15 protein-coding genes are annotated in these 22,971 nt (G+C 48.2%); 9 read left to right on the top strand and 6 right to left on the bottom strand.

Going from position 1 to position 22,971, the window contains the following annotated elements; all coding sequences use genetic code 11:
* Positions 1-1,113: 1,113 nt before the first annotated feature.
* Complete coding sequence (locus U4956_RS05295) at positions 1,114-3,009, bottom strand: hypothetical protein (RefSeq protein ID WP_323089507.1); 1,896 nt, start codon at positions 3,007-3,009, stop codon at positions 1,114-1,116.
* A gap of 362 nt (positions 3,010-3,371) precedes the next feature.
* Between U4956_RS05295 and U4956_RS05290 the strand changes: the two genes are divergently transcribed.
* Entirely contained in the window at positions 3,372-4,382 is a 1,011-nt protein-coding gene (locus tag U4956_RS05290) for a glycosyltransferase family 2 protein (protein ID WP_323089505.1), read from the top strand.
* Positions 4,379-6,775 (top strand): hypothetical protein, encoded by a 2,397-nt coding sequence (locus U4956_RS05285; protein ID WP_323089504.1) that lies wholly within the window; start codon positions 4,379-4,381, stop codon positions 6,773-6,775. Before U4956_RS05290 ends, U4956_RS05285 begins: the two co-directional genes overlap by 4 nt.
* A 261-nt stretch (positions 6,776-7,036) precedes the next feature.
* Here U4956_RS05285 and U4956_RS05280 read toward each other — a convergent pair whose 3' ends face one another.
* Positions 7,037-7,804, bottom strand: a complete 768-nt coding sequence (locus U4956_RS05280; protein WP_323089503.1) for a hypothetical protein — start codon at positions 7,802-7,804, stop codon at positions 7,037-7,039.
* A 1,048-nt stretch (positions 7,805-8,852) separates the two neighbouring features.
* On the opposite strand from U4956_RS05280, the gene uraA reads away from it, so the two are divergent.
* A complete protein-coding gene (uraA, locus tag U4956_RS05275) occupies positions 8,853-10,178 on the top strand; it encodes a uracil permease (RefSeq protein WP_323089502.1) in 1,326 nt (441 codons plus the stop codon).
* Between the two features lie 174 nt (positions 10,179-10,352).
* The gene (locus U4956_RS05270) at positions 10,353-11,648 is read left to right on the top strand and encodes an HdeD family acid-resistance protein (protein WP_323089501.1); all 1,296 of its coding nucleotides are present in this window, start codon (positions 10,353-10,355) and stop codon (positions 11,646-11,648) included.
* A gap of 138 nt (positions 11,649-11,786) precedes the next feature.
* Here the strand turns inward: U4956_RS05270 and malQ are convergent, their stop codons facing one another.
* On the bottom strand, positions 11,787-13,337 hold the full coding sequence (gene malQ / locus U4956_RS05265; protein WP_323089500.1) for a 4-alpha-glucanotransferase: 1,551 nt from the start codon (positions 13,335-13,337) through the stop codon (positions 11,787-11,789).
* 243 nt (positions 13,338-13,580) lie between these two features.
* Positions 13,581-14,651 (bottom strand): PLP-dependent aminotransferase family protein, encoded by a 1,071-nt coding sequence (locus U4956_RS05260; RefSeq protein WP_323089499.1) that lies wholly within the window; start codon positions 14,649-14,651, stop codon positions 13,581-13,583.
* Between the two features lie 130 nt (positions 14,652-14,781).
* Between U4956_RS05260 and U4956_RS05255 the strand changes: the two genes are divergently transcribed.
* The 3 genes from U4956_RS05255 (at position 14,782) to U4956_RS05245 (ending at position 18,733) form a co-directional block, all read left to right on the top strand.
* Positions 14,782-15,330 (top strand): ECF transporter S component, encoded by a 549-nt coding sequence (locus tag U4956_RS05255; RefSeq protein ID WP_323089498.1) that lies wholly within the window; start codon positions 14,782-14,784, stop codon positions 15,328-15,330.
* Between the two features lie 49 nt (positions 15,331-15,379).
* The gene (ispD, locus tag U4956_RS05250; RefSeq protein WP_323089497.1) at positions 15,380-16,105 is read left to right on the top strand and encodes a 2-C-methyl-D-erythritol 4-phosphate cytidylyltransferase; all 726 of its coding nucleotides are present in this window, start codon (positions 15,380-15,382) and stop codon (positions 16,103-16,105) included.
* A gap of 267 nt (positions 16,106-16,372) precedes the next feature.
* Positions 16,373-18,733, top strand: a complete 2,361-nt coding sequence (locus U4956_RS05245) for an HAD-IC family P-type ATPase (protein ID WP_323089496.1) — start codon at positions 16,373-16,375, stop codon at positions 18,731-18,733.
* 393 nt (positions 18,734-19,126) lie between these two features.
* Here the strand turns inward: U4956_RS05245 and U4956_RS05240 are convergent, their stop codons facing one another.
* The gene (locus U4956_RS05240) at positions 19,127-19,642 is read right to left on the bottom strand and encodes a hypothetical protein (RefSeq protein WP_323089495.1); all 516 of its coding nucleotides are present in this window, start codon (positions 19,640-19,642) and stop codon (positions 19,127-19,129) included.
* Positions 19,643-20,123: 481 nt separating this feature from the next.
* Positions 20,124-20,609: a peptidylprolyl isomerase gene (locus U4956_RS05235; protein WP_323089494.1), complete on the bottom strand. Its 486-nt coding sequence runs from the start codon at positions 20,607-20,609 to the stop codon at positions 20,124-20,126.
* Positions 20,610-20,974: 365 nt separating this feature from the next.
* Between U4956_RS05235 and U4956_RS05230 the strand changes: the two genes are divergently transcribed.
* Together U4956_RS05230 and U4956_RS05225 are read left to right on the top strand one after the other, a co-directional pair.
* Complete coding sequence (locus U4956_RS05230; protein ID WP_323089493.1) at positions 20,975-22,075, top strand: LD-carboxypeptidase; 1,101 nt, start codon at positions 20,975-20,977, stop codon at positions 22,073-22,075.
* A gap of 21 nt (positions 22,076-22,096) precedes the next feature.
* On the top strand, positions 22,097-22,906 hold the full coding sequence (locus U4956_RS05225) for a hypothetical protein (protein WP_323089492.1): 810 nt from the start codon (positions 22,097-22,099) through the stop codon (positions 22,904-22,906).
* Positions 22,907-22,971 lie beyond the last annotated feature (65 nt).

The following is a 22,971-nucleotide window of genomic DNA, read 5'->3' as shown; positions in this document are numbered from 1 at the left end:
TGAACCCATGAAACGAGTAATTGTACACACTCACTGACCCCATGGCAAGCCATGGGGGTTGAAATACACCCCTGTTGCTTGACAGGACAGCTTCGGCTGTTGTCTGTGAGTAGCCTTGATGAATATTGTTTTCGGACGATACGAACTCCGTTGTTTATGTCATCACACCTTTAGGATATCGTTCTAGTCTTAAGCTCTGTGGCTCTGCTTTAAAAACCTGTTCGGGGTAACAGGCGGTGAGTTGGAGCGTAAAAAGCATTTACAACATTGGCGAAGGACACCTTACAGCCTTCGGGCTGGTTTATTTACAGAAAGGAGGCATCTATAATGCCGGAAGCTTTGACCTATGTTCTGGACATTGATGGCAATCCATTGATGCCGACCAGACGATGCGGAAAGGTCCGCAGACAGGGATGTAACCGTTTTATCCTATCAGGGATAAAACAACCTCATTTAACGAAGGGTCCGGGAAACGTATTCGAAAGCGGGCGGCTGCGGCATCTGCTATACCTGTCGGATCGGCAGCCAGCAGCGAAATCTGTTCTGGGAAAGGAATCGCTGGTTTCTGGAATCGGAAGTCTATATTCCAGGATTAGAAGAAAGACAGAAGCTGCCGGAAAAATCAGAACGCTGAAAAACAAAACGAAAGGCAGATTCAAAATGTATTTTTCGGCCTGAATTTCTGGCAAAGCAGGAAGCTGATTTGCGCAAAAACAGAATAACGCTCCATCGATCAGACCGGCAGCTGCCTGCTCCAGGGAAAAGATAGGGAACAGAAGACCAGGAACAGACAGAAAGCCACTTTTAAGATCACACCCTGTACACATCAGCAGCCATCTGACTGGCTGCGCTTACCGGTTTCTTTCTCCTTTGCCTGTCCAGGAAAAAGAAACCGGTTTTTCTATGACAGGATGGAGATGTTGAAAGAGATTGCTTTTGGAGGATGACTATCCTTTTGGCAAGAACAGTCAAAAAGAAAAAGGCCTCGATTTCTGAAGGAAAAGAGACCTTATAATTGCTGGTAAGAAAGAGACACATCAAGAATTTTGCGCTTTTTCTACCATATTATTAATAACCTTATAAATGACCTGAATTCAACAGAATCCACAGTTCTTATTCGAAGCTTTGTTCGCCTGAATCCGGTTCCTCAAAGGCAGAGTCAACGACTGAATCGACAGTCTGCTCAGGAGCAGGAACATCGGAAGCCGCCTGATCCACAACAGGCTGGTCGGGGGATGGCTGTTCAGGGGCGGCCTGGGTTGGAAGTGAAGGGTCAAGAGGCGGCTGGTTTACAGCTGGATTGGCATCAGGCTGGCTTTGTTCCGCTGGAAGGCCTGGGTCTGTTGGGATTTCATTTGCTGGAGCTTCAGAATGAGTCTGTGAAGACGCTTCGCTGGCACCAGGTGCATCCGGTGAAGTGGAATCCAGCTGGGATTTGCCTGCCTTCGGGGTGGACAGCTCGATTTCACGTTCGGTCAGCTGGCCGTCCGGATTGTTTGGATTGTATTTCTCACGATGCTTCAGATAGTTCTGCGTAAAGCGGGGCAGTGAGGAGTATTGAGGTTCGACGCGCTGGTAGGAATACAGCTGAATCCAGCCCAGGCAGAAAGCCAGGTAAGCCACGCCCGCCCATGACAGAACGGCATAGCCGTATTTTTCATATTTGAAGAAGATCTTCGATACCGTCTTAAACGCAAACCGGTATCCTGCCACGACTGCAAGAATCACCGACGTAAAGCCTGGCATGATGTAGCGCCCTTGTGGCTGGAAGTCATCTGTCCAGGAATAATACAGGCTGAGCATGATGACCATCACGGCACAGATTGAAATAAATAAGAAGAACAGAATATTCTGATTTGCTTCATGATCCGCACAATGCTTCTTGATGGCATACCACAGTGCCTGAACGATCCAGACAACAAACTGGACGATAAATAAGGCCAGTCCAGTGACAACCAGGATGTAGAAGAAACGGTACAGTTCAGCCGGCATCAAGAAGTCCATCAGGCCAAGCAGCGCAAAGGAGGACATGAATGTCTTCGAGGCCCAGTCAAATGGGGATCCATTGAAATAGAACAAAGTATCCCAATAGGAAAGACCTTGCCGGATTGGTTTAAAGATGATGGACGGCTTCTTGGAGAAGACGGCATACATCTCACCCATAGCCAGACGGGTTTTTGAACCAAGAACATCCCCATCATAGAGCACGATATTCCGGATAAACCACCAGCCGGCAATCAGGAAGGTAATCAGGATAATGACGCCGGTCTTTTTCCAGGTTTCCAGTTTTTCTTCCCTGGTCATATGACGATGGAAAGCGGTCATAAAGAAAAGGGGGACTGAAAACAGAATATACGGATAGGCATTGTAGTAGGACTGAATGGTCAGTCCCATGGCAATCGCAAATTTGATGCAGTCTGGCCACGTCCAGTTTTCCTTCATGCCGCGCACCCAGCAATACAGCACGGCGGAGACACAGCACATGCAAAAAGTATCGTTGTTGTGATAGCCTGCCAGGAAAGTCAGCTGGGGGACAAGCGAGCAGATCAGGATGACACACCATCCCCATCTTGGCTTCCAGCCTAACCATTCACAAGTCCGAAACAGGAAATAGAGCATGGCGGTTTTGGAAAAAGCCGAGATAATGCGTACGCTCAACAGCAGGGCGTAGGGATCATCCGTAAACCAGGAGACCACCCACATATTGAATGCTCCCAGAATGTTGACCAGCATCGGGCGCAGGGCATACGAAAATCCCCACTCCCGAATGCGGACGGCCGGATCCCAGGCATTGGGCAGCTGGTCATGGAAGAATACATAATCCGAAAGAATGATTCGGACGGGTTCATCGGGGGCTTTGGCCATTGGGATCAGTTTCATCCACAGAATATTGAGGACCAGATCAAAAATCAGAAAAGCTGCCAGAAAGACCCAGGTCAGCTTCGAGTAGTGCGTAATAAACCGGCGTGCAGAAAACTCACGTTTTCTGGCCGTGCGAGTTCGTTCCATTTTCAACCTCCTTCGAAACAACCTTTTACGATGGTCAAACAGACAGGGATCGTCAAGATCAGCCGTTTACCTATCCAAAAGAAGAGATGGGATCCCAAAAAGTGAACAGATTGAAAGCTGTATCAATCCATTTTTGCGTTTTTGGATCCTGTACAGCTCAAGGTGTTTAAAAATAGCGCCTGAATTGTTTCCTGAACTGTCTAAGGAAAAATTTAACATACCGACCGTTGATTCTGAAAAATAAGATGAAAGAAAACGCAAGGAAGACTCTCTCTTTCGAAAGAGCAAGTCGCTTACAATAGGCAGATTTGGATGCTAAGAGAGTTTGCATGCGCGACTTGGCCGTCTATAATAGGTCAAGTATGAAAAAAACAGCCATCTTAATACCGTGCTATAACGAGTCGCGGACAGTCGAAAAAGTTGTCCGCGATTATCGGTCTGCCTTCCCGGAGGCAGACATTTACGTTTATGATAACAACTCAACCGACCACACGGATGAACTTGCCCGTAAGGCTGGCGCGATCGTGCGCTACGAGCACAAGCAGGGCAAAGGCAACGTTGTGCGTTCGATGTTCCGGGATATTGAGGCAGACTGTTACATCATGGTGGATGGAGATGATACCTATCCCGCCCAGGATGCAGTGAAACTGGCCGAGCTGGTCAATGAACAGGGCGTAGATATGGCCATTGGTGACCGTCTGTCTTCAACTTACTTTACTGAAAATAAACGTCCGTTTCACAACACGGGCAACCGTCTGGTCCGCTGGCTGATCAACACCTGCTATCAGGCGGATGTGACTGACATTATGACAGGGCTGCGGGCTTTCTCGTGGGATTTTGTCAAGTCATTTCCAGTCTGCTCCAAAGGATTTGAAATCGAAACTGAAATGACGATTTTTGCATTGGATAACAATATGCAGCTTGCAGAAATCCCCATTGGCTATCGAGATCGGCCAGAAGGCAGCGTTTCGAAGCTGAATACCGTCAGCGATGGTCTCAAAGTGCTCAAGACCATTGGAACTCTGCTTCGCGATACCAGACCCTTTGCCTTCTTTACCACGATCTCCCTGGTTTTCCTGCTGATTACGCTGGGGCTTTTTATTCCGGTGTATGCCGAGTATCTGAAAACCGGGCTGGTGGATAAGATTCCGACACTGATCATGGTGTGCATGTTTGGCATCAGCACCCTTCTTTGTTTCTTTACAGGTGTCGTGCTGACCAGCTTTCGTAAAAATCAGAAAAAAGAGTTTGAACGAGATCTGACTACGCTGCGGCTTGATCGAGAAATCAGCCAGAAGCTTCAGGCCCTGGAACAAGCTGCCCAGATTGAGATTGTTGAAGATCTTTCACAATCTGGAAAGGACATTTCATGATAGAAATGCTGGAAAGATGGCGTCCCCACGCTCCCAGAGCAAGACGGATCATTGAGATCCTGATCGAGAGCGGTCTCATCTTTCTGGTGATGCTTTTAATCGGCTATTACTTTCCCAAAGGTGAAATTGCCTATCCGATTGGAAGCCTGCTGATTGTTCTCAATCTGACCAGGCTTTGTTTCGGAGCGTTTTTAAGAGATTGCTTTGACTTTCTCTATCGCTGGCGCTGGGTGGTGGCCCTGATTGTTTTTACTCTTCTGGTCAAAAACAAAATTCATACCTCCAACGCAGCCGCTTTGATGGAGTACTTTACGCCGGATGCCTCGGTGGAAGATTCTATTTTGTTTGGAACGTATCGTGAAATTCGTTCCGACGAATACGCCGTTCAGCTGCCGTACTACTTCTCGCAGTTTTACAATGACTTCAGCCAGATTTCCCACCAGATGTCGGTGGGCGGTCAGGATATGATTGTCGGTTACAATGCGCCAGTACTGGGACTGACTCTGATCGGCAAGCCATTTGTCTGGGGATATCTGTTGTTTGGCAATGAATACGGACTTTCCTGGTACTTCTCGCTCAAGACCATCCTGATGTTCATGGTCAGTCTGGAAATGTTCCATATTCTGACCCGAAACCGCTGGATGTCGGTATTTGGGGCTTTCATTTTGACTTATGCACCTGCCATGCAATGGTGGTATTCGCCCCATTTCTATGATGTTTGTTTCTGGGCGGTCACTTTGTTTGTGGTCGGGTACTGGTTCTTCATGTTTACGGGCGGGAAAAAATGGGCGATGACCCTGCTGGCAATCTGTTCGCTGACCGGCTTCGTTCTGGCTTTATTCCCATCTTTGCAGGTCCCGATGGGCATTTTAATGCTCTGCCTGATGATTGCCTGTCTGTGGCGGGATCGGGCCGATTTGCAGTTTTGCAAACTTGATTTGCTTAATGTGGCCGTCGTCATCATTGGGGTGGGCATTGTCCTGGTTCCGGCGCTGCTTTCCATGCGGGAGGCTTTGCAGCTGTTAAACGAAACGGATTATCCCGGTGCGCGGATTGTGACGGGCGGCCGCTCTCACAATGCGCACTGGATGTACTTTATCAATCCAATTTCAATCGTTCAGCCCTTTGTTGACCCTTCATTGTCCAATAACAGTGAACTGTCCTCCTATTCGCACTTTGGAATTGCCTGTGTGCTGTTCTTTCCATATCTTGGCTGGTATCTGTTCAAACAGAAAAACAACAGCCGCTGGATTGGAGTGGTTCTGTTTGCGGCCATGATTATCCAGGGACTGTTCATGGAATTCGAAATTCCGGAATGGCTGGCCAGAATCACGTTGCTTTCCTACTGCAACCGGATGCAGACTGTCTATGGCTTTACGGCAACGATCTTTACCGTCTGGACGGTATGGATCGTTACCCAGGTTCGCCTGCCCCGAAAACAGCTGGTGGCTCTTGGCGTATGCGTTGTGTACACCATTGCTGCAGTTTCGGTGGCGCACTACATGACGATTCCGAGCACTATTGATGCCTTTAGCGAGGTGCTCGGCGCTCATACGCTGGATGCTTTTGGCGGAACAGAAACAGCTACCGTGTTTGTGGTCGTTGTCCTGGGCTTTTTCTTCTGGCTGGCCTTTACCAAATGGCGCCAGCTGTTTCTGGCCTTCATGCTGGCCTGGACAGCCTTAAGCGGCTGCCTGGTCAATCCGATTATGTGCTCGGATGCGACCGTAACGGACTATGCTTTTGCCCGTGAAGTGGCCAAGATCGTTGAAGACGATCCAGATGCCTGGTGGCTGACCACCGGCCATGACTTTTCGCAGGCTTTGGTTCTGGCCAATGGCGGGAAAGTGCTCAACGGCGTGAACTTCTATCCTGACTTTGAAAAGTGGGAACTGATTGATCCAAAGGGCAAATACCACAAGCTGGAAAACCGCTATGCGCATATTCTTGTTGAGATCACCAACGATAAAAAGATGAGCGTTGAAAAGATTCAGAATGACTGGGTGATGCTCCGGATTCCATCCACTGACCTGAAAAAACTGGATGTTTCCTATATTTCGGGTGGCGAGCGCGTGAAGCTGCTGCTCGATGGCCATAACTATCCCTATACGATTGTGTGGCATGATCCGAAAACCGACGACTATATCTTTGATGTTGCCCCGGATCACCATAAACAGGCCTGGAAGGAAAAAGAAGAAGTGGAAAAGGATCTGGATCTGGATTTGGAAGATTCTGAATCGGAACAGTCTTCAGAGTCTTCCAAGACGAAAACAGAAGACAAAACGACTTCTGATCAATCTGGGTCCTCTTCTAAGTCCGAGTCTTCCTTTAAGTCTGATAAGTCTGAGACTTCAAAAGAAGCCCAGAGTTCTGCTTCCAAAACTGCTCACTGAAATACAGAAGGAAAGATCTAAATGGACCTGAATTCTGATCGGATCAAAGAGAACAGGCTTAAAACAGAAGCGATGAAATCAATAAGCGATCAAACACAATAAGCGACCAAACATAAGAAAGGTGTCCTTGCGGGCACCTTTTTACGTGGCAAAAATGAGAAACCTCAAACAGCGGCTGCACGCAGCAACCCAAAAACAGGCAGCGATCCCGGACCAAAAGAAGGAAAGAGCGCTTCAAAAGAGCAAACTTGCACAAGGCACCTATTTCAGACTGTCGCCACTGAAAACCCGGTCCAGTCCAGCCAGTGGATGGGCAGAAATTTCAAAAGGCCCGGCATCCTGTTCAAGGGAAGCCTGATCTGGATTGAGAAACAGCTTGATTTCCGGAATTTTGATTTTACCGGTGGTATTCAGCCGGTCAAGAACAATCTGCGCAAGGCCGATATTGTTAGTGAGACGCGCATAGAGATAATCCGCAAAAAGCTGATTGACAAATAAGGTCGTAAAGATAAATTTCTCTTCAGTCAGCTTCCATTTACCCTGGCTGGCTTTTAAGGCGGGGTAGAAAAGCCACTTCACATAGTCTTTCAGACCATCTGGATCATGAAAGAGCGCGTTGAGGCGGGCAATGGATTTTGGCTTGAGCTGATTTTTGCCGGTCATGACGGACAGATTTTCAAGAATCAGCACAAAGCGGGTGCAGATCAGCGTTCGGGCTTTGGAAGGCAGAATCCCGTTTTTGCGGTAGGCAGCTGCTCTTTCTCTTTCAAAAGTGCGGATCAGCTCCAGGTTTTCGGCCTGGGCAAGTGCCTGGTCTACTTTGGTTTGCCAGAGCTGGCAGGCTTTTTCCATCGCCTGATAGAAACCAGCCTCATCAAGCTGCAGTTTCTGACAGATGCCATCGCGCAGGCTTTCCAGAAAGTCATCACTGATGCCGCTGGAGGCACCGGCATACAGATAGAGGCGGCATAAATGCTTTTCATCTTGTTTGCCATGTTCGAACTGGTCGTTGATCTGAGCTGGAGTCATGAAAATCTTCCTTTCTGAGATGGATCTGGGTCTGGATCGATATTTGTCTGCGATTTAAATCTTTTGGAATGGGGGATTGAATTGTCTGTTTCCTTTTCGCTTTGAGATTCGCTGCACTTTCATATTTTCCTTCATATTTTCCGGGCTGGAAAAAGGAAAGCTACACAAAAATGATCTCTGCTTGATGAACCGCTTAATTCAAGCTTTGATGTGCAATCTAATTCCATAGGAAATTCAGGACAGACCGGATGAATTTACTTGCCCGCTGTGAGCTTTTCTGTTATTCTTGTCCTTTCTTCCCAGATTCAGTGATCGAAAAGCCTTTTCAGATCGAGGCAGCAGATCTTCCATCCATCCACCTGAACAGTTTGAATTGCGAGCTCTATCCGTTCTTTCTGATCGATCTGAACAGTATAACCTGATGTATAACCGAATCCCTTCCTTTGAAAATGAGGAAAGTCCGCTTCCTCGCTCGAAAGGAGTTCTTCAATCAGATAAATTTCAGGCAGACTGTCTCCTGTCAAAAGCCTTGCCCCATGCGCTCTGACTGCGCAAAATGGGGCGTTTGAACTTGATTTTGTCGGGATTGTGATCAAAATTCGATCCTTTGAAGGCCTGCTTTATCGGGATTGGTCAGCTTTTCTTGCGAAAATGTTAAGAATCAGTTTAATGATAACCGCTTTACTTTCTGGACAAAGCCTTCACAGTCTGCCAAATCTGGCAGAATCATGGGTCAGGCCTGGATAGTTATCTATACCATAAAAATACGAGGAATCATGACTTTTTCGCCCGTTCTCATCGAGGATGGGCGTTTTTTGGTATGCGGACCATTTCCTTTTCCCTGCAGAAAGCCGTATATTTTGATAGGTCAAAAAACGGAAACAATATCGCAGGATCATCGCAATTTTGACGGATCCAATCTGGTACCGTCAAGGGGGTTGAAAAGCGTATTTTGTTTCACAGGCTCATATGGTATAAATACTCAAGAAATTCAGGCCCTGCCCGTGGATGGAACAGGGAACTGAAATGGGGAGGAAAACAATTAGATATGGCTAAAAAAATCATCCAGGTTGAGGAAAAAGTTCCTGCAAGTCTGATGTTGCCGCTCTCGGTGCAGCACTTGTTTGCCATGTTTGGCGCAACCGTTCTGGTGCCATTCGTTCTGGGAATCAATCCTGCGATTGTTCTGTTCATGAATGGTGTGGGCACCTTATTATTTATCGCAATCACGAAAGGAAAAGCGCCTGCTTACCTTGGAAGTTCATTTGCGTTCTTAGGACCGGCTTCGCTGGTCATCGCCCGCTGGGGGTATCCTTACGCGCTGGGCGGATTTGTTGCAGTCGGATTCATGGGCTGTATCCTGGCTTTTATCATTAAAAAATTCGGTACCAAATGGATTGACGTTGTTTTGCCGCCTGCTGCAATGGGACCTGTTGTCGCGCTGATTGGTCTGGAGCTGTCCAGCTCGGCTGCCAGCACAGCCGGCATTGTTGGCGATGGCATCCTGATGAGCAATGTCATCATCTTCTTAGTGACTTTAGGAACGGCAATCATCGGTAACTTGTGCTTTCGCAAGTTCTTCTCGATTATTTCGATTCTGATTGCAGTAATTGTCGGCTATATTACGGCGGCTTGTCTTGGTGCAGTCGATTTTGCGCCAATCGGCCAGGCTGCCCTGTTCCAGATGCCGAACTTCCAGTTTCCAAAGTTTTCCTGGAGCGCAATTCTGACCATGCTGCCGGTTATTCTGGTTATTGCCTCTGAACATGTCGGCCACCAGATTGTAACCAGCCAGATTGTTGGCCGTGATTTGATTAAAGATCCAGGTCTGGACAAAACGATCTTCGCGGATAACTTTTCAACGATGATTTCTGGTCTGGTCGGTTCCGTTCCAACAACAACTTACGGTGAAAACATCGGTGTTATGGCTTTAACGGGCGTTTACTCTGTATGGGTAATCGGCGGTGCCGCGGTTCTGTCGATCTGCTGCGCGTTCATCGGTCCGCTGTGTGCACTGATTCAGTCGATTCCTTCTGCGGTTATCGGCGGAATCTCCTTCTTGCTGTATGGAATGATCGGGGTATCGGGTCTGCGCATTCTGATTGATGAAAAAGTAGATTACGGCAACACTGTGAACATGATTCTGACTTCGGTTGTCTTCGTTACTGGTCTTTCTGGGGTAACCGTTCAGCTTGGTGACATTGCTCTGTCCGGCATGGTTCTGGCTGCTTTAGTCGGTATCCTGATGTCCTTGATGATTTATATCTTCAATAAACTCCATCTGCTTAATGAAAACTCTTCTGAGCCACAGGGTGAAATGAAAGTGCTCGAAGAAGTGGTTGAGGCTGAACAGAAAGCCAAAGCTTCAAAATAAGTCTTCTGTTCTTTCGAAAGAGGCTCCAGCATCGCCCTGCCAAATGTCGGCGGGCATGATTAAAAATTTCTGCCAGTCCATCAATGGGCTGGTTTTTTGCATTCCGGCCGTCTTGTTTCTTTCTTTTCGGTCAGCATGATCCGCAAACAGGAAAGGATTGTCAAAAATAGAGTTATGAAAAAGAATCCACAAGAAAAAATAGAATGGACTGTCGGGATCGTGTTGATGGCGGCTGGCCTGGCGTGTCTGTGCTTTCCGGTTCTGTCGGCGGATGGACTGATGATTACCGTTTCGATTGTCTGCACGCTTTCGGCTTTGCTGTTGCTTTACCAGGCGATTCGCCGCAAGAGTGCAATGGAAGGGCTGAAGGGGATTGGAGCCGGGCTGCTGGCTTCCCTGTTCTGGAGCTACCGCCTGGCTGGCGTCGGCCTGATCGCAACACTGTTTGGCCTGTATATGATCGCTACAGCGATCATCATGGTCATTCAGGGCCTGATGGACCTGCATGAAAAATCCAAAGAAGGCTGGTACTTTCTGGCGCTTGCAGTTGGCGAGTTGATCCTGGGGTCTATTGCTCTGTCTGGTCTTCATAAAGACCAGCGTTTTATTCAGATGCTCATCGGGGCGTACCTGCTTTATCAGGGGGTGCAGATGCTCGTTGAGCGCTGGGCATTTCGTTCCAGTTCCACCTCGCGGACCTGGTCGTTTCGCTACTGGAGTTCCCTGCCGGTTTACATCGTCGCCATGGGGCCGAGTATTCTTTTGCGAATGGCTGAAAAGCACAACATGAACTGTGAAAGCTTCCCCTTTGACGAGGCGAAAAATGACAAGCCGGTCAATCTGCGCGTCTTTATCCATACGGGGTTGAGCGGGGATCACCAGTTTGGTCATATGACCTTCTCCTATAAAGGGATCATGTATTCTTATGGCAACTATGATGTAGCTGAAGAAAAACTGTTCCGTACTTTTGGTCCGGGAATCCTGTTTACCGTGCCCATGGAAATTTATGTCAACAACTGCTGCCTGTATGAAGAAAGCACGCTGTTTGAATTTGGCCTCAGCCTTTCTGCCAGTCAGGAGGAAAAGCTCCAAAGTCTTCTGGCGGGCATCGAACAGGATATTTATCGCTGGTATGCCCCAATTTCCCGCCAGCCGCTCAGTGAAGAAGAATTCAGAAAACTGGAAAAAGACTATGCGTGCCGGCTTGTGTGGCGTACCGGAAGCAAATTTTATAAATTCCGTCATGGCATCTGGAAAACCTATTGGGTATTGGGTAACAACTGCTCATTATTTGCCTCTACCATTTTGCATAAGCTCGATGAAAACTATGTTCTGCCTCGCGGCATCAATACTCCGGGTGAATATTTCACCTTTTTCAGTCAGGCCTTCCAGGATCCAAATTCCAATGTTGTCTACCGTTCATGGCATACGCCAACGCTTCCGCATACGTTGTTTGATACCTGTGCCTGAAGCAGTCCAGTCAAAAATGCCAAAAAGCACGTACAGAGAGCCGTACGTGCTTTTTCAATATTGAATGGATTGAATGTGTTGAATTTTTCCTGAGACTCTTCGGGTCCATATTTGCAGGCCAGAAAATTGACTGTTCAATCAATCCGGCAAGTCTGCAACAGCCAGGGCAGCCGAAACAGTCTTTTTCTTTTTGGGATCAATTCGTTGTTCGGGCAGCCTGCGATAGACACGGGTGAGGTATTTGAGGTGGCGCATCGTATCTTCATCAAGCTGACCAGGAATCAGACGCCATTGCCAGCTTCCCAGCTCACCTGGCTTATTCATGCGGCTTTCACTGCCAAGACCAAGCAGATCCTGCGCCATGACAATCGTGGTATCTGATGGAGAATTGAGCAGCTGCGCAAACATGCGCCAGTGAATCTTGTTGGGATCCCAGGTATCCAGATACTCGCGCACATATTCTTGATCCACTTCGGATAAGGAATTAAACCATCCATAAATGGTGTCATTATCGTGAGTTCCGGCATAGGCAACGCTTTTGATGGGATAGCTGAACGGCAGATATTCCTGGCCCTCTGTGGTGTTGGCGAACAAGCCGAATTCCAGAACTTTCATGCCTGGATAGCCGACATCGTGAAGCATTTTTTCGACGGAAGGGGTCAGGATGCCTAAATCTTCGGCAATGATGTTGCGAGGGCCGATCTTTTTGGTCATCTTTTTAAACAGATTTGCCCCTGGGCCTTTGAGCCATTTGCCATCCAGTGCATTTTTCGCATCGGCTTTGACGGTGTAGAAAGAATCGAAGCCGCGGAAGTGGTCGATGCGCAGGATGTCATAAAGTCTGGACATCCGCTCAATCCGGTCGATCCACCATTGATAGCCGGTTTTCTGGTGGTATTTCCAGTCATAGACCGGATTTCCCCAAAGTTGTCCTTCTTTGGAAAAGGCATCAGGAGGGACAGCGGCCACACAGGTCGGATTGGAGTGTTCGTCCATCATAAAGAGTTCAGGATGCGACCATGCATCGGCTGAATCCATGGCAACGTAAATGGGAATATCGCCTAAAATTTCAATACCATGATCATTGGCATATTGTTTCAGCTGATGCCACTGATGGAAAAAGAGGTACTGAACAGCCTGATAGAGTTCAATTGTGTCTTTGAACTGTTCTTTCCAGACCTCAATCTTATTGCGGTCGTAAACCTTATACTCTTCCGGCCAGTCCTGCCATCCCTGGCCGCCCTGGGCGTTTTTAATCGCCATGAAGAGGGCATAGTCATCCAGCCAGGATTGATTGTCTTTCAAAAACTGGTCGTAATCGGCCGGTTTGCGATCCAGCAGCCGTCTGGCTGCTTGCTGCAGGACGGGCATGCGTTTTTGCGCCAGAATCGCAAAATCGGTTCGGTCCGGATAGGTATACCATTGTTCGTGCTGGAATTCGTGCCATTGCAGCAAGCCGTCAAAAGCCAGCTGATCCAGATCGATCAGATAGGGATTGCCCGCAAAAGTCGAGCTGGCCGCATAAGGGGAGTCACCAAAGCCGGTTGGATTGATCGGCAGAATCTGCCAGATGCTCTGGCCATTTCGCTCCAGCTGGTCGATAAAATCCCGCGCTGCCTGACCCATGGTTCCCACACCATAAGGACTGGGCAGTGAGGTAATGTGAAGCATAACACCGTTTTTTCTCATAGTTTGATCTCGTTTCCGGTAAATAACCTTTTCCATGCCATTATTTTATCCTGATCTTTATTTTATCCTGATCTTCTTAAATTCTCCTAGAAAGACTGTCTGTTCCCTTCGAATCCCCATCAGATCGAAAATGGTTGTCAGCGGTTTCAGGCCAAAGGAAGAAAAACAGGCATCCAGACTGGGATGGATGCAGCTTTTTGCGGGGAACCAGAAGTACATCAGCTCAGAAGCACCGGAGAACCGTTATTTGCGATTTTGCGCCTGGTGACGCCGACGGCGGACAATCAATCTTTCAAAGCTGCCATTTTCAATAAATTCGGCCAGCGTATATTGTTCAAGCATCGTGACGGTACAGGCTAAAGAGCCGGCCGTCTGATGGTACAGATCCAGTAAGGATCGGGGCAGCACCATATAGGCCAGACGCAGAGAAGAGGACAGGGATTTGGAAAACGTATTGAGATAGATCACTTTTTCATGGCTGTCCATCGCAAACAAAGTCTGCAGCATGGGGCCGTTCTGGAAAAATTCGGAGTTGAAGTCATCTTCAATCAGATAGCCTTCCCGCTTTTCAATCCAGGAAAGATAGGCCCGCCGCCTGGAGGCTGAGGCCTTGATGGCCGAAGGAAAACTCGAAAAGGGCGAGACATGCAAAAACTGGCTTGAACAGGAATGAAGGCTTTTCAGTTCAATTCCCTGATGGTCTAAAGGCAGCCGAGAGATTCGGGCCGCCGCAGCGGTATAGACCTGCTCGAGAACGGGATAGCAGGGAGACTCAATCGCCACGTCGAATGACTGACGGAACATGCGGCAAAGCAGGAAATATAACTCCTGGGTTCCGGAGGCAATCACAATCTGTTCGGGCTGTACCTGCATCTGGCGGCTGGTATGGAGATAGGAGGCAATCACATTGCGAAGCCGGCTGCTGCCAGGGGCCGGGCAGGTCTGGACCAGATAGTCCTGGTACTTACTCATCACAAAGCGCATCGTCTTAAACCATAAGGAGACCGGAAAGTCTGGATCCGGTCTGAGGGGATCGGGTGGAAGGGGAGTGAGGACAAACGAATCATTTTCCGCATTCTTCTGATTGCCTTCCAGAACAAAATAGCCGCGGCGTTCCTTCGGTTCAATGTAGCCTTCCTGCTCCAGCAGACTTAAAGCCTGCTCAACGGTGGACAAGGAAAGATGCAGATCCATGGCATATTGTCTTTTGGAGGGCAGGCGGGTGTGCGGGCCAAGAAGCCCGGATTCAATATCATGCCGGATTGCCCGGTAAAGTGAGAGGGCTAACGGGTGGGAAAGGGTGTAACTGATCATCTGGTCTGCTCCTTTTTTATTTTTCTGACCCTTTCGGTCAGATCAGTTCAGAGTATACTAGAGAGCAGTTCTGATATGAAAGTGGAAATGAAATGATCTGAAAAAGAATGTAAAAAAAGGAGTGATTGTGATGATTCAGACTTTAACCACAAAACCTGCATATCCAAAACGATATTCTGTGCTCTGGATTACAACCTGCGGGTTGTTCATGGCTTTAACGATCCTGCTGTCCAGCTTTGGTGTTCCTGTCCCGGGCGGCAAACTGTACCTGTGTGATCTGGCGATTACGACCGCTGCCATTCTGCTGGATCCGATTGGCGCGATGCTGGTTGGCGGGCTGGGGGCCTTTATTGGGGATGCCCTGTTTTATCCGGCTCCGATGTGGGTTTCACTGGTGGTGCATGGCCTGCAGGCGTATGTGATCAGCTATCTGGCCCACAATACCTTTAAAAACAAACCGATCTACGGGGCTATTCTTGGTGTTTCGGTTGGCTGCGTAATTCTGGTGGTCGGCTATACCTTAGGAAAAATCTTTGTGTATTCGACCTTTGAATACGCCATGCTCAAACTCCCGTATGAAATTGCCCAGGGGCTGATCGGAGCAGTTGGCGGAGTCTTTTTAACGTATGGCCTTCACCTCAAAAAGGTATGGCAGACGATGATCAGCCATCAGCGTTAAGTTCCATTCGATTTCCGGATTTTACTGACTGCGACAAACCAGCGGCTTTTTGGACAAGCTGAAGTCTGAAAGCCGCTTTTTTGTTGAGTGGACCTATACTGAAACCATGAACTATACCGCTATTGTCCTGGCTGCGGGCAAAGGATGCCGCAGTCATCTTTCCTATAACAAAGTCCTGTTTCCTTACCAGGGCCAGCCGATTTTACAGAAAAGCCTGGACCTTTTTGAGTCCGATCCGGACTGCACCCAGATTGTCGTGGTGTGTGCCCGTGAGGAGCTGGCTGATTTTAAAGCCCGCTTTGCCAATTCCAAAACCCTGTTTACGATCGGGGGCAAGACCCGACAGAATTCTGTTTTTAATGGGCTGAACTGTACAAAGGAGCCTTATGTGCTCATTCATGATGGTGCCAGACCATTTGCCAGTATCCAGCTGATTGAGCGCCTCAAAAAAGCCGTCGTGGACTATGAAGCTGTTGTTCCGGGCGTGGAAGTCGTGGATACCATCAAAGAAATTGATGACAAAGGCTTCTTTGTTTGCACACCGATGCGTGACCATCTGCGCGCGGTCCAGACCCCGCAGGCTTTTAAAACCGTGTTAGTCAAAGAGGCATTAAGACGGGCTATTGAAGAGGGAGTTTTGGTGAGCGATGATGCGATGGCTGTTGAGCTGTTTAAACGGAAAAAATCGTATTGTGTCCCTGGCGAACTGGCGAACTTTAAAGTGACTACCCCCCAGGATCTCGAACGACTCACCGAAGTAAAGGAAGAAGCCTGAAGTCGGAAGTCCGAAGCCAGAAGAGTCAGAGTCAGATATCGATCTTTGATCGACCAGCCGGCTTCGGCTAAAGAAAAACAAGCCCAGCCACTGATCTGCTTTGGTGATAAAGCCGATGCCTGCTTGAAGTAACAGAACAGACATCGGCTTTTTGATTTGTTTTGACAGGCGCCTGACCAGTTCAAAGAGAAAATTGTGACATGATCTTAAGGAAATCATAAGCTTCGTTTTACTTTGGCTTTACATCAAGGCTTTACAATGAAGGACATGAAACCTCTAGAACTCTTAGCGCCTACCAGTCTGAAAACCGGCCTGACTTTAGAGCAGGTCAGGCAGGCGCCCAAAAACCAAATTGATTCCAATCCTCAAAAAACCATCGGCCAGCTGGCTTTTGAGGAGTTTTTCTCGTTTTTTAATATCGTCAACTACATTCTGGCCGCCATTGTTCTCTATACAGGCAGTTATCGCAACCTGTTGTTTATGATTATTGTTCTGTCTAACACGGTGATTGGCCTGTACCAGAAAATTCATTCCCGCCGGATCCTGAATAAGCTGGCCTTGCTCCATGCCCAGAAATACCAGGTGCTGCGCGATGGCAAATGGCAGGCAATCGAAAGTGAGGACATTGCCCAGGGCGATATCCTGCGGCTGAATGCCGGGCTTCAGATTCCCTGTGATGGGGTGATTCGTTTCGGAGAATGCCAGGTCAATGAATCACCGCTGACCGGTGAATCCGATGCGCTTGACCGCATTGAAGGCGGCAGTTTATATGGCGGCTGCTTTGTTGTGTCTGGCACCTGTCTGATGCAGGCTGTTGATGTGGGCAGCGCGCAATATATGGCCACCATCATTAAAGAAGCCCGACGGGAAAAGGAATATCCCAGTCAGCTGCGGGATGTTTTAAATTCCATTATCAAATTCTGCACGATTATTCTTTTCCCAGCCGGCATTTTATTGTTTTGTAAACTGTTTTTTTACTCCGGGGTTGAGCTCAATACAGCACTGCTGAACACAACGGCATCGATGGTGGGCATGATTCCAGAAGGGTTGATCATCCTGACTTCGACCGCTCTGGCTGCAGCCGCAGTGAAAATGGCGCGCAAAGCCGTGCTGATTCATGAACTCTATTGCATTGAAAACCTGGCCCGGGTGGATACGCTTTGTCTGGACAAAACGGGCACCATTACCAGCGGCAAGATGAATGTAGTCCAGTATCTTCCGCTTGATGGCCAGTCAGAAGCGCAGATGAAGCAGGCTCTGGCCAATCTGTTTGGCTCTTTGGAGGATGACAACATGACCGCCCAGGCGATCAGACGATCGCTCTATCCATTGACTCCCACAGAAAAATCAAACGTCCGGTTTCCGTTTTCTTCGACGTGGAAATCTTCAGGGGCAGTATTTGGTGATACAACTCTGATTGTGGGGGCGTATTCCTTTATTTTTGAAAAGACAGACCCCAAAGTTCTGGCGCAGATTGAACAATATGCTGCCCAGGGATTACGGGTCCTGGTTCTGGCCAAAACCGGCCCCATTGAAAAACTGGCAAAAGGCAATTATACCCTTTGCGGCCTGATTCTGATTGAAGATGAAATTCGTCCAAACGCAAAAGAAATCCTGGATTACTTCAAATCACAGGATGTCGATCTGAAAATTATTTCCGGTGATATGGTCACGACTGTGGCCGCCATTGCCAAGAAAGCCGGTGTCGATGGCCATGCAGTCGACATGTCCAAAGTAGCCGACGACCAGATTGGAGAAGTCGTCGCGCACAATTCAATTTTTGGCCGGGTTTCGCCCACCCAGAAAATGTTAATGGTCAAAGCCCTCCAGCAACAGGGCCATACCGTGGGGATGACGGGGGATGGCGTCAATGATGTTATGGCTTTAAAACAGGCAGACTGCTCCATTGCGATGGGTTCAGGAGCGCAGGCCGCCATGGCCGTTGCCTCCCTGGTTTTATTGCAGGATCAGTTTGCGGTGGTGCCGCAGATTGTCGCCGAGGGACGCTGTGTCATCAATAATATCCAGCGAACGGCTTCCTTATTTTTGGTGAAAACCATTTTCAGCTTCCTGCTGACCGTTCTGACCGTCATCTGGATGCAGGCCTACCCGTTTGTTCCGATTCAGCTGACCTTTGTCTCCGCGATTGGTACCGGAATTCCAGCCTTTATCCTGACTTTTGAAAATGATATTTCCCGCCCGAAAGGCAGTTTTCTGGTCAGCGTGCTCTCCCGGGCCATTCCGGGCGCCCTGGCGATTTCATGCGGCATTTCGGTTTTGTATTGTATCGTGCAGTATGGTTCGGTTGATGTCAGTATGGAACAATACCAGACCATGTGCACTCTGCTGGCAGCGCTCAATGCGCTGGGTGTCCTGTATATGATCTGCCGGCCGCTTTCTTTTTTGCGGCTGCTGGTTTTAAGCTTTTCTGTGCTCATGGCCATTGGCGGCATTTTATTGTTGCCCAATATATTCTTCCTGTACCGCTTAAGCTGGACCCTGAACCTGATTGTCCTTGCCGTTGGGGCTGGCCAGGAGTTTTTGCTTTACCAGCTCTGGCAGGTACGCTGGTCAAAGTATCTCAATAAACTGCCACTGGTGGCCAGGTCAGCTGCCGTTTCTGATTGACAAACTGAGTATTGCGAACAAAACAGGCCTGAAATCTGGAGACTCTTTCCGGACTTCAAGCCTGTTTTCTTTTCGATTGGGATTAGGAAACTCCGATAGGTGAGGTGGTATTCGAAAGAAATGGAGGCTTCCTCTTGTTGGGCAGCTACAGGATACAGGAGCAAAGAACAATTGGTACTGATCGGTCTGGTGAAAATTAAAATGGCCAAAAACAGGCTTGTTAGAGGTGTTTTTGGCCAGTATCTGATTTTGATGAACGATTGAGGCTCGATAGAAATGAAGCCAAAATGACAGCTAAACTAAATGCTCATCCGACCATGATGGGATTGGAGATTGGCTCAAAGAAAGCTTGTCTGGTGTTTTCGTTAATCATTGGTTTTCACGGCTGACGAATTATCCGGCAAGTGTGAAAGTCAAAGGGCCAGCCAGAACACTGAGTCCAAAGCCATCACTGACGATGACTGAAAACTGGTAATCGCCATCCAGCCAGGGGGTTCCTGGATTGAAAGGTTCGCCAGTGCTCAGATCGTAAAGAACATAACCTGGTTTTCCTTCAACCAGATCCTGGGAAGAAATCCAGTCCAGAGAAACAGGCTGCCCGCCTTTAAACAGAGTGGCGTGGACGTAGTTTTGAATGGAAAAATCGGTTGTCAGGACAGGTTCATTTGGTGAAGTCAGCTCTATTTCTGGATTTTGAGTTGAACGGATCCAGACATTGATCGTTTCTGAATCAATCACCTGATCCTTTGAATCAATAATTTGTAGTTCTGCTTGCTGAATTTCCATCGTTTTGGCCTGATCGTAATTTAATACTGCTTTTAGAGATGGATCAGTAATCTGAACCAGCGATTGCAAGTCTGGATCTGTGCTATCTGGTTCAACACCAAAATCCGTTTCTCCGGTAAACACATATCCTTTCCTTTCGGTGTTCTGAACAGCGGACGATGTTTGCGAAGAGGGATCAGTTTCGCTGCTGCAAGCTGAGAGAAGGAATGCGAATGTAAGTAAATAGGCTGACAGTGTCTTAAAACTCTTCATTGGTATTTTTCCTTCCTTTGTAATTTAACACTAGCATATTTTTCACCTAATTTCCAGCCCAAAAGTTCGAGAACCCACCGCCCTAACCGGAGTCACTTGCAAGAGTCATCCTGAATTCCTCAATGCGATTCTGCCTGGGCAATCGAATAAGACAATATCAAAGCAGAAGGCAGCCTGGAAAAGGCATTGAAAGGCGGACAGACAAAGAAAAAACTCTGCCTTTTAATGAAGAGCAGAGTTTCTGGTGTTTCAAAGCAGTCGAAGATTCCAGCCTGGTCAGCCAGTGGATAACTGGATTTTTACCAGCCTGCGGTACAGACGAAATCTTGTAAAAAGATTAATGAAGAAGGATTTATCCTTCTACGCGGACAGATTTGATGACCTGTGGTTCTTTTGGCATATCACGAAAATCGGTTTTCACGCTGGCCACATGATCAACACCTTCCATGCCGGAAGTGACTTTGCCAAATGCTGCATACTGGCCATCGAGCCATGGAGAATCAGCGTGCATGATGAAGAACTGGCTGCCGGCCGAGTCTGGATCCTGCGCTCTGGCCATGGACAGAACGCCGCGGGTATGTTTGAGATCGTTCTGGGCAAAGCCGTTGGCCTTGAATTCGCCAGGAATGCTGTAACCAGGACCGCCGGTTCCATTACCGGCCGGGTCGCCGCCCTGGATCATGAAGCCAGGAATGACACGGTGGAAATTGAGTCCGTCATAGAAGCCTTCATTGGCGAGTTTCTCGAAGTTTTCAACTGTTTTGGGCGCTTTGTCAGGATACAGTTCGCCCTTGATGACGTCACCATTGTCCATGGTGATTGTAAATGTTTTAGCCATTGGTTTTCCTCCAATCGACAAGAATCCTTGTCTTCCTTGTATTATTGTAGCGGGAAGACTTCAAGAGTGGTCAGATAAGAACTGACTGGATTTGGAAAATGAAGTCTGAAGAAAACTGGATTGCAGATTCCAGAAATCGGATCCGCCAGGCAGCTGTAAAACAAACCGACCAATCATAAAGACTGCCAAAAAAAGGCGGATCATCAAAAGATCAAAGACTGCATATTAAAAGGCCAGAAATAGAAGTACAAGACTAAATAGAAGTACAAGACTAAATAGAAGTACAAGACTAAATAGAAGTACAAGACTACAAGAATACAGGAATAAAAGCATGAGAAGAAAACAGAGAATGGAGGAGTTTCCTCATGAGTGAGCGTGTCTATCTGTGCGCCCTTTCGGATCCGATTACGGATCGAAGCCGCTATGAAAAACTGAAACCGGAATTTGAAAAACAGGGAATTGTCCTTGAACTTTCCCCGCTGCTTGAAAAAGATCTGCCTGCTCCCACAAAAGCCGACGATTTTAATAAGGCGCTGCGCAGTGGGCGTTACAGCTGGATTGTCGATGTTTCCGGCGGAAATCTTGCCAATCTGGTGCTGCCGTATCTGGATTATGAAGCTTACCAGAGTGGATCGACCTACTATGCCGCTTTCAGTGATGGGACCTGCATCGTCAATGCGCTCGCCGCCAGAGCCCATAAAAAGGCCATGCTTTTTCCTATCTGGAATCAGACCGACTTTGGCCAGACCATTTCGCTGTTCAAAACCCGCAAGATGCCGACAACCATTGAGCCGATGAATCAGGCTAATCCGATGCCCCGCCATGGCCGGATTTTTGGCGGCAACATCCGCTGCTTTTTAAAGCTGGCCGGAACAGATGGCTTCCCGGATCTTTCGGATGGATATCTGCTGCTGGAATCGTCGAGTGCCAACTGGAATGCATTTCGATCGATGAGTGCGCATCTTGCCCAGATTGGGGCTCTGGACTCGCTTTGTGGAATCATTCTTGGCCGGTTCAATGTGCTCGAACGCCAGGCCCAGGGCAGAGAAAACGCGCTTCGGCTCATGGCGGCTTATCTGGATTCTTTGCTGATCGATTCCGTAGATTTTTACAGGGCTGATGGAATTGGCCATATCGCCAATTCACAGGGCATCTGGATCAGTGCCGGCAAACCGCTTTTGAAGCAGGGACACAGTCCGTTTTGGCAGTCAGAGGCTGGAAAAGAAAGTGTATCTCAAAAAACACAGGAAATGCCAAAGCCAGGTCCAGTTCAAAAGCCCATTGGGGCCAGCCCGACTCCTCCCCGAAAGCAGGGGAACGATCATCACCGGATAAAAACCAATCCTGAAGTGAACAATATGACCGGAAATAACGGGGAAACATCAAAAAACAAGCCGCATTCTTATACAATTTCGACAGGAGATGTCTATATCACGCCATTTGCTTCTTCTAAAAAGAGACAATGACGTGATCGGATGCTGAAAAATATGAAACCTTTAAAAAATCCGTTCCGGTTTACCAGTCTGCTGCGGCCGATGATCTACCTGTTTCTGTTTTCTCTGATCTATGGGTTTGGAACCCTGATGCTGCTGGATCTGCCTGCTCCATGGAATGACATCACCCGCACGCTGCTTCTGGCGGTGTTTGGGCTGGGACTGTATTTTGTCTCCACCCTGATCTGGGGCAAAAAGCGAAAAACTTTAGCTTTAAAACGGACGGCTGAAGTCTTTGGATTGTGCCTGTTTATGGCCGTGTTCACTACCGTGGTCATCTCGCCTTTATCCCTGCAGGGAAACCATGTGGTCTGGCTGATTGTCGGAGCCATTCTGGGAACGTTCTGTCTGTTGTTTGCCCTGCCGACGCTGGTCCTGTTTTTTCGGGCGATTTATGATGGTATTGACTCGTTTGGTGAGCAGGTTAAATTTGTCCGGCTGGCCTGGAAAGGCAGGTTCTGGTACATCCTGAATTTGTGGCTGATGTTGTTTGTCTTGATGTACGCCTGGGATAATTTCATGGGCGGCCCGTTGTACAGCGGCGGTGGTTTTGATGCGCCATCGATTTTTACTACTCTGATGTATCTCAAAGAGCCGACGATTTACTTTGAAATGATCCTGCTTCTCTCCCAGGGGGCGGCTGGAACCTGGGAGCTGACGATGCTTGGCATTCTGGAATCCTTATTGATGGTGTTTCTGGAATGCAATCTGATCGCCGCTATTGGTGAGGCTGGTCAGCAGATGTGGAATGAGTACCACTACAACAAGCCGATCGAAAAAAATTCACCAGTTTCCAGACGATGAGCTGATCCTTCTGGAAGACCTTCAAGCGCCGTGGAAGAAATTCCTGGCGCTTTTCTATTCGTCTT

Origin of the sequence: Allobaculum sp. JKK-2023, assembly GCF_034745455.1 — a bacterium.
GTDB lineage: Bacteria > Bacillota_I > Bacilli_A > Erysipelotrichales > Erysipelotrichaceae > Allobaculum.
This window is presented reverse-complemented; position numbering and strand designations above follow the sequence as displayed.

Coding starts and splice junctions, on each gene's coding strand:
- malQ (WP_323089500.1), bottom strand. CDS start 13,337: ATGAGAAAAAACGGTGTTATGCTTCACATTACCTCACTGCCCAGTCCT.
- U4956_RS05295 (WP_323089507.1), bottom strand. CDS start 3,009: ATGGAACGAACTCGCACGGCCAGAAAACGTGAGTTTTCTGCACGCCGG.
- U4956_RS05235 (WP_323089494.1), bottom strand. CDS start 20,609: ATGGCTAAAACATTTACAATCACCATGGACAATGGTGACGTCATCAAG.
- U4956_RS05230 (WP_323089493.1), top strand. CDS start 20,975: ATGAGTGAGCGTGTCTATCTGTGCGCCCTTTCGGATCCGATTACGGAT.
- U4956_RS05255 (WP_323089498.1), top strand. CDS start 14,782: ATGATTCAGACTTTAACCACAAAACCTGCATATCCAAAACGATATTCT.
- U4956_RS05290 (WP_323089505.1), top strand. CDS start 3,372: ATGAAAAAAACAGCCATCTTAATACCGTGCTATAACGAGTCGCGGACA.
- U4956_RS05245 (WP_323089496.1), top strand. CDS start 16,373: ATGAAACCTCTAGAACTCTTAGCGCCTACCAGTCTGAAAACCGGCCTG.
- uraA (WP_323089502.1), top strand. CDS start 8,853: ATGGCTAAAAAAATCATCCAGGTTGAGGAAAAAGTTCCTGCAAGTCTG.
- U4956_RS05225 (WP_323089492.1), top strand. CDS start 22,097: ATGAAACCTTTAAAAAATCCGTTCCGGTTTACCAGTCTGCTGCGGCCG.
- U4956_RS05260 (WP_323089499.1), bottom strand. CDS start 14,651: ATGATCAGTTACACCCTTTCCCACCCGTTAGCCCTCTCACTTTACCGG.
- U4956_RS05270 (WP_323089501.1), top strand. CDS start 10,353: ATGAAAAAGAATCCACAAGAAAAAATAGAATGGACTGTCGGGATCGTG.
- U4956_RS05285 (WP_323089504.1), top strand. CDS start 4,379: ATGATAGAAATGCTGGAAAGATGGCGTCCCCACGCTCCCAGAGCAAGA.
- U4956_RS05280 (WP_323089503.1), bottom strand. CDS start 7,804: ATGACTCCAGCTCAGATCAACGACCAGTTCGAACATGGCAAACAAGAT.